The following is a 6,190-nucleotide window of genomic DNA, read 5'->3' on the forward strand; positions in this document are numbered from 1 at the left end:
GGGTCGCTCGAGCGGGTTCTGCCGGAGCCGGCCCGGTGGCCTGAGTCGCGGCTACGTCACGCGGATGCCGACGATGCAGGTGTCGTCGTCCGTGTCGGACCTGCTGTAGGTCAGCAGACGGTCGAGCTGATGGTCCAGGGTCTTCGGCGCGGTACGGGCCGTGGTCAGCAGGTGGGTCAGGGACTCCTCCACGGATCGGTCCCGGCGCTCGATGAGCCCGTCGGTGTACATCAGCAGCATGTCCTCCGGCGCGAATTGCAGCTCAGCCTCCTCGTAGACGGCTTCGGGCAGCGCGCCCAGCAGCAGGCCTTTGACCAGCGGTAGCGGGGCCGCCTCCGGTCCGCGGACCAGCACGGGCGGGAGGTGGCCTGCCCGTGCCCAGCGCAGGCTGCGCTGATCCGGGTCGTACAGGGCGCACACCGCGGTGGCGGTGACCCCTCCGGTCAAGTGGTGCGCCACGGTGTTCAGCCAGGACAGCAGCTGGCCCGGCCCCGCACCCGTCACGGCGAGGCCACGCAACGCGTTGCGCAGAACGACCATGCTGGTGGCGGCCTCGATGCCGTGGCCTGCGACGTCACCCACGCACAGCAGCACCAGCCCGGACGGCAGCACCACGGCGTCGTACCAGTCGCCCCCCACCAGATGCTCGGTCTCCGCCGGCCGGTAGCGCACCGCGACCTCCAGACCGGGCACCGTCAGGGGGGCCTGCGTCGGAGGCATGATGGCGTGCTGCAACTGCAGGGTCAGACGGTTGCGTTCCGTCGCCTGCTGCTCGGTGTGGGCGAGCTGGTCCCGGGTCGCGGCGAGCGCCACCTCCGTCCAGTGCTGGGCGGAAATGTCCTGGTAGGCGCCCCGCACAACGAAGAGCCGCCCGTCGGCGTCGAGGGCCGGTTCGGCGACCACCCGGATGTGGCGGGTCACGCCGTCGGGGCGTTGCAGCCGGAAGGCCGCGGAGGCCGGCCGGCGGCGGTGCAGCAGCGTCCGCAAGAACCGGCCGAGGGCCACCGCGTCGTCCGGGTGCGCGTGCGCGGGCAGCTCCTCCAGCGGTACGGGCGTGCTCGCCGGGGACCGGCCGTAGAGGTCGAACAGTTGGTCGTTCCAGGTGATCTCACCGGTGAGCAGGTTCTCCTCGAAGCCGCCGATACGGCCCAGACGTTGGGCGTGCTGGAGCAGGCTCGCCAGCCGCGCCGTCTCGTCCTCGATACGCCAGATCAGCAACACGCTGCTGCCGTGCCGGCTGATGCTGAGGTCCGCGACCGCCGACAGCGGCACCTGGTCCACGAGAGCGGTCAGAGGTACTCGACGGCCCCGGAACGGCTCGCCGGTGGCGTAGACCCGCTCGACCCGCTGGAAGAGCTCGCTCTTCCCGGCGGCCATGGGGTACGCCTCGAGCAACAGCGCTCCGCTGACCACCGCGCGCGGCCTGCCGCCCGGGTCCAGGAAGCGGCGGTTGACGTGCTGGATGCGGAAGTCCACCAGCTGGCCGGAGCCGTCGATGTGCGGCACCAGCACCAGAGCGGGGTCGTGCAGTCCATCGGCCAGGTCCATCAGCTCAGCGGCGTCCGGCAGGATCCGTGGGTTCTGGCCGAGGCACTGGCCGAGCGTGTACGTCTCCAGGGTGTGCGCGCACAGCTCGGCCAGGGCTTCCACCTGCCGGACGATCTGCGGCGGCTGCGGCTCCAGCGGCCCGGGCCAGGCGATCTCCAGCACGCCGTGGATGCGGCCCCCCGTGCCGGCGGGTACCGCAACCCGGCCGCCGGCCGGATGCATGTGCCGGCCGATGGTGGGCAGCCCGATGTCGGCGAGCGACTCGAACCACTGACCGGTGCGCTCGGTCAGTCCCCGGCGCGCTACGGTCGCCACCCCCGGGGGCACGTAACGCCACCGGACGGTCTCGGCGGGGGAGAAGCCGGCGCTGCCGCCGAGGGTGAGCGAGCCGTCCGCGCCCGCGCTCCACACGGCCACGGCGACCGCGCCGAGCGGGCGCAGGGCATGCTCCAGCAGAGCGTTGGCGACGTCTTGGGTGTCGTTCGCGGCCAGCGCGCCGCTCTCCGCCGCCCGCAGTCGCAGGGCGGTGGCCTGGCGCGTGGGCGTCTCGGCAGCGGTGCTCAGGAAGGCGTCCGCGATCTCCGACACCCGGTCGCGGGCGACCTGGTTGATGACTTCCACCGCGAACTCAAGTGGCGTCACCTTGGCCTGAGCGGTCAGCTCTGCGAGCTGCCGGGCGGCTTGCGCCGGACCGCAGCCCAGCCGCTCGACCAGGATGCCCTTGGCCATCTCGATCAGCGCCCGGCCCTCCGCCTCCGCGTGCGCGGTACGGACCTCGCGGCGCAGCCGTTCCACCGTGGCGGCCAGCCTGCCGACGGGGGAGGTGGGGGAGACGCCCGCGAGATCCAGCCCCGCAGCGCCCGGCTCGGCGCCGTCCGGTTCGCGTGGCTGCTCGGGCGTCTTCACGATGTGCACGCTCCTCGGCTGAACGACGCTTGGACGCGGGTCGTGCCACGTCGGGCTGTACCCGCACCGCCGGCGGGTGGCACCGGCGCGCTCACGCGGGCAGCCAGCGTCGGACGCAGGCGATGAGGTCGCGGGTGTCGACTGGCTTGGTGACGTAGTCGCTGGCGCCGGAGGACAGGGACTTCTCCCGGTCGCCGGGCATCGCCTTGGCGGTGACGGCGATGATCGGCAGCTCGGCGTACTGCGGCAGTCTGCGGATCTCGGCGGTGGCTGTGTAGCCATCCATCTCCGGCATCATCACGTCCATCAGCACCAGCGCGATGTCCGGGTTGGCGAGCAGCGTGTCGATGCCCTTGCGCCCGTTCTCCGCGTGCAGCACCCGGAAGCCGTACATCTCCAGGATGCCGCTGAGTGCGAACAGGTTGCGTGCGTCGTCGTCGACGACCAGGACCGTACGGCCCCGGAAACTGTCGTCCACCGGCGGTGCGAGGTCCTGCGGGCCCTCGACCCGGACAAGGGAGAGCACGTCCCCGGGTGCCTCGGCGGCCAGGTGCAGGGCGATGCGTTCGCGCAGCTCGTCCAGGCTGGACAGGAACTCCAGGGATCCGTCGTCGGGGTGCGAGCGCAGTGCTTCGGCCCGTGCCACCTCTGGCCGCTGGCTGCTGTGGATGAGCACCGGTACGCTCGCCAGCCCCGAGTCGCCTTCGAGTGCTTGCAGGAACCGGCCCGCTTCCCCGTCGGGCATGTCCAGGTCCAGTACGACGCAATGGCAGGACTCGGTGGCCAGCGCGCCCGCTGCCTCCTGCGCTCCGACGGCGGTGATGACGTCCACCGCCGGCAGCGGGGAGCCGTCGTCCGGGCTGTGCCGGGCCACGTCCTCTACCACGCTCTCGGCGACCAGGGTCAGCAGCCCGCGCGGCCGTTCCTCCACCACCAGGAGCCGGCGCGGCCGCTGCTGGGGAATGGTCGGCCGCGGCGGAGCGGTGGTCCGGCCCGCGGTGGCGGCCGATGCGAGCTCGGCCGGTTCCTTCGGGCCGTTCGGCGTGAGCCGACCGACGTCGAGCAGCTCTTCGAAGTCCGGCCGGGCCACCGGCAGGTACAGCGTGAAGGTGCTGCCCCGACCGGGCGCGCTGTCCACCGCCACGGCACCGCCAAGCAGATGCGCGATCTCCCGGGTGATGGACAGTCCGAGGCCGGTTCCGCCGTACTTGCGGCTCGTGGTGCCGTCCGCCTGCTGGAACGCCCCGAAGATCGACTCCAGCTGCTGCTCCGGAATGCCGATGCCGGTGTCCCGCACCCGGAACGCCACGACGGCACCGCCGCGCACGACGCCCTGCGGCACCTCGTCGTCCGTGGCGGGCTCGATGACCAACTCGATGCCGCCCTGTTCGGTGAACTTCACCGCGTTGGACAGCAGATTGCGCAGCACCTGCCGCAGCCGGGAATCGTCGGTGAGCAGATCGCCGGGCGCGCCTGCCGCGGTGCGGACGACGAAGTCCAGTGCCTTCTGCGTCGTCATGGGCCGGAAGGTGGCCTCGACGTACTCGATGAGCTGGCGCAGCGGAACCCGCTCGGGGGTGACGTCCATTTTGCCTGCCTCGACCTTCGACAGATCCAGGATGTCGTTGATCAGCTGCAGCAGGTCGCTGCCCGCGGAGTGAATGATTCCCGCGTACTCGACCTGCTTCGCGGTGAGGTTGCGCGAGGGATTCTGGGCGAGCAGCTGGGCGAGGATGAGCAGGCTGTTGAGCGGGGTGCGCAGCTCGTGGCTCATGTTGGCCAGGAACTCCGACTTGTACTTCGAGGCCAGCGACAACTGCTGGGCCCGAGCCTCAAGTTCCTGCCGGGCCTGCTCGATCTGCAGGTTCTTCGCCTCGATGTCGCGGTTCTGCGCCGCCAGCAGCGAGGCCTTCTCCTCCAATTCGGCGTTGGAGCGCTGCAGCTCGTCCTGCTGGGACTGCAACTCGACCGAACGCGCCTGCAGCTCGGCGGTCAGCCGTTGCGATTCCTCCAGCAACTCGTCGGTGCGGGCGTTGGCCACGATCGTATTGACGTTGACGCCGAGCGTCTCGCGCAGTTGTTCCAGGAAGTCCCGGTGGATGGGCGTGAAGGCGGTGACCGACGCCAGCTCGATGACGCCGAGGACCTGGTCCTCGAAGAGGATCGGCAGCAGGATCAGCGCGGTCGGCACCGCCCGGCCGAGCCCGGAGGAGATGGTCACGTACCCTTGCGGCAACTCGTCGACGGTGATGGTACGGCGGCTGCGCGCGGCCTGGCCGACCAGCGAGCGGCCGAAGGAGAACCGGGTGGGCCGCCCGTCGCCGTCGGGCCTGCCGTAGGAGCCGACAAGCCGCAGCTCCGGGCCGCGTTCACCGTCCTCGGCGAGGTAGAAGGCGCCGTACTGGGCCGACACCAGCGGCGTCAGCTCGTCCATGATGAGCTCGGCAACCACGGGCAGGTCCCGGTGGCCCTGCATGAGACCGGCGATGCGCGCCAGGTTGGTCTTGAGCCAGTCCTGCTCCTGGTTGGCCCGGGTGGTCTCGCGCAGCGACTCCACCATGGAGTTGATGTTGTCCTTGAGCTCGGCGACCTCGCCGGATGCGTCCACCGTGATCGAGCGGGTCAGGTCGCCCTCGGCCACGGCGCTGGCGACGGCGCCGATGGCCCGTACCTGACGGGTCAGGTTGCCGGCCAGCTCGTTGACGTTCTCCGTGAGCCGCTTCCAGGTGCCCGAGACGCCCTCCACCTCGGCCTGGCCGCCGAGGCGTCCTTCGGTGCCGACCTCGCGGGCGACGCGGGTGACCTCGTCGGCGAAGGCGGAGAGCTGGTCCACCATCGTGTTGATGGTCGTCTTCAGCTCCAGGATCTCGCCGCGGGCGTCCACGTCGATCTTCTTCGACAGGTCACCCCCGGCCACGGCGGTCGTCACCAGAGCGATGTTGCGCACCTGACCGGTCAAGTTGTTCGCCATGGAGTTGACGTTGTCGGTGAGGTCCTTCCACGTGCCGGCCACGTTCGGCACGTGGGCCTGGCCGCCGAGGCGTCCTTCGGTGCCGACCTCGCGGGCGACGCGGGTGACCTCGTCGGCGAACGCGGACAGGGTGTCGACCATCGTGTTGATCACATCGGCCAGCGCGGCGATCTCGCCCTCGGCCTGGACCGTGATCTTGCGGGACAGGTCGCCCCGTGCGACGGCGGTGGCGACCTGCGCGATGGAGCGCACCTGGCCGGTCAGGTTCGACGCCATCACGTTCACGTTGTCGGTGAGGGCCTTCCACGTGCCCGAAACGCCTTTGACGTCGGCCTGGCCGCCGAGGCGTCCTTCGGTGCCGACCTCGCGGGCGACGCGGGTGACCTCGTCGGCGAAGGCGGAGAGCTGGTCCACCATCGTGTTGATGGTGTTCTTGAGTTCGAGGATCTCGCCGCGGGCGTCGACGGTGATCTTCTGCGACAGGTCGCCCTTGGCCACCGCCGTCGCCACCTGGGCGACGTTGCGGACCTGGGCGGTGAGGTTGCCCGCCATGGAGTTGACCGAGTCGGTCAGATCCCGCCAGGTGCCCTTGACGCCTTTGACGTCGGCCTGGCCGCCGAGGCGTCCTTCGGTGCCGACTTCGCGGGCGACGCGGGTGACCTCGTCGGCGAAGGCGGAGAGCTGGTCGACCATCGTGTTGATGGTGTTCTTGAGTTCGAGGATCTCGCCGCGGGCGTCGACGGTGATCTTCTGCGACAGGTCGCC

At 70.6% G+C, this 6,190-nt stretch carries 2 protein-coding genes; both read right to left on the bottom strand.

The genetic code is table 11. The features are described 5' to 3' along the window. Positions 1 to 51: 51 nt before the first annotated feature. Positions 52 to 2,454 carry a SpoIIE family protein phosphatase gene (locus IE318_RS28645; RefSeq protein WP_373311301.1) on the bottom strand — a complete coding sequence of 801 codons (2,403 nt, stop codon included), beginning with the start codon at positions 2,452 to 2,454 and terminating at the stop codon, positions 52 to 54. A 91-nt stretch (positions 2,455 to 2,545) separates the two neighbouring features. Then, positions 2,546 to 6,190, bottom strand: a 3,645-nt coding sequence (locus IE318_RS28650; RefSeq protein WP_229903799.1) for a HAMP domain-containing hybrid sensor histidine kinase/response regulator, incomplete at its 5' end; no start/stop codon positions are given.

Origin of the sequence: Streptomyces spiralis (assembly GCF_014654675.1) — a bacterium.
Taxonomy (GTDB): domain Bacteria; phylum Actinomycetota; class Actinomycetes; order Streptomycetales; family Streptomycetaceae; genus Streptomyces; species Streptomyces spiralis.